The sequence below is a fragment of the Halarchaeum salinum genome (assembly GCF_039520965.1).
In the GTDB taxonomy this organism is placed as follows: Archaea; Halobacteriota; Halobacteria; order Halobacteriales; family Halobacteriaceae; genus Halarchaeum; species Halarchaeum salinum.
In genome coordinates this window covers 1-802 of record NZ_BAAABL010000096.1, presented here as the reverse complement: position 1 = coordinate 802, position 802 = coordinate 1, and the positions used below count along the sequence as shown (strand labels likewise).

Sequence of the window (802 nt, the reverse complement as noted above, 5' to 3'; positions counted from 1 at the left end):
GTCCGCGACTGCAGCCTGTGTGAGCCGGTACTCGGTCTCCTGCGCTACGTGATAGAGGCAGGCCGCAGCGAACCCCGGTGGTGATGCGCCCCGCGCGAGAGATTCGGCCTCGGCGCGTTCTGCGAACATCCGCGCCTGTCGCCGGACGCTGTCGGGGACATCGAGGTCGGAGGCGAGACGTGGGAGATATGCGTGGGGCTGCATCGGCTGAGCCGGCAGTCCGAGCTCTTTGTTCAGCGTCGCGTAGGCGTTGGTCACGCGATTCTCGCCGACGCGTGCAGCCTTGACGACATCCGCGAGTGGGAGATTTTGGCCGTTGCATCGGCAGGCGGCGTAGACGCTCGCCGCTGCCACCGCCTCGATGGATCGTCCATGGAGAAGGTCCTCGGAGTGGGCGCTGCGGAAGAGCTGGCACGCCTGCTCTTGGAGCGTGTCGTCGGCGTCGAGGACGCTCGCGACTCGCTGTACTTCTCCGAGTCCGTGGCTGAGGTTTCGCTCCTGTTTAGACCGGAACCGCCCACGCTTCTGCTCGCGCCGCAGCCGACCGAGCTGCCGGCGCTTCTTCGCCGAGAGCGTGTTCCCCTTCCCGTCGCGTTTCCGTCCGATCGTCGTCGAGAGTCCTCGGTCGTGGCGCGACGTCGTGAGTGGCGCTCCAGTTCGCTCGTTCTCCTCCTCGTACACCGGCTCGCCGCGATGGTCAATTGCGTGCTCTTCCAGGACGAGCCCGCACTCCTCGCACACTGTCTCCACCGTGTTCGTCTCCACTCGCCCACCGCATTCCGGGCAGCCGTTCGTCGGTTGG

Annotated in this window: 1 protein-coding gene; it reads right to left on the bottom strand. The window is 66.6% G+C overall.

What is annotated here, in order from left to right; genetic code table 11:
• On the bottom strand, positions 1-802 hold an 802-nt coding region (locus ABDZ36_RS14680), incomplete at both ends, for a transcription initiation factor IIB (RefSeq protein WP_343749378.1).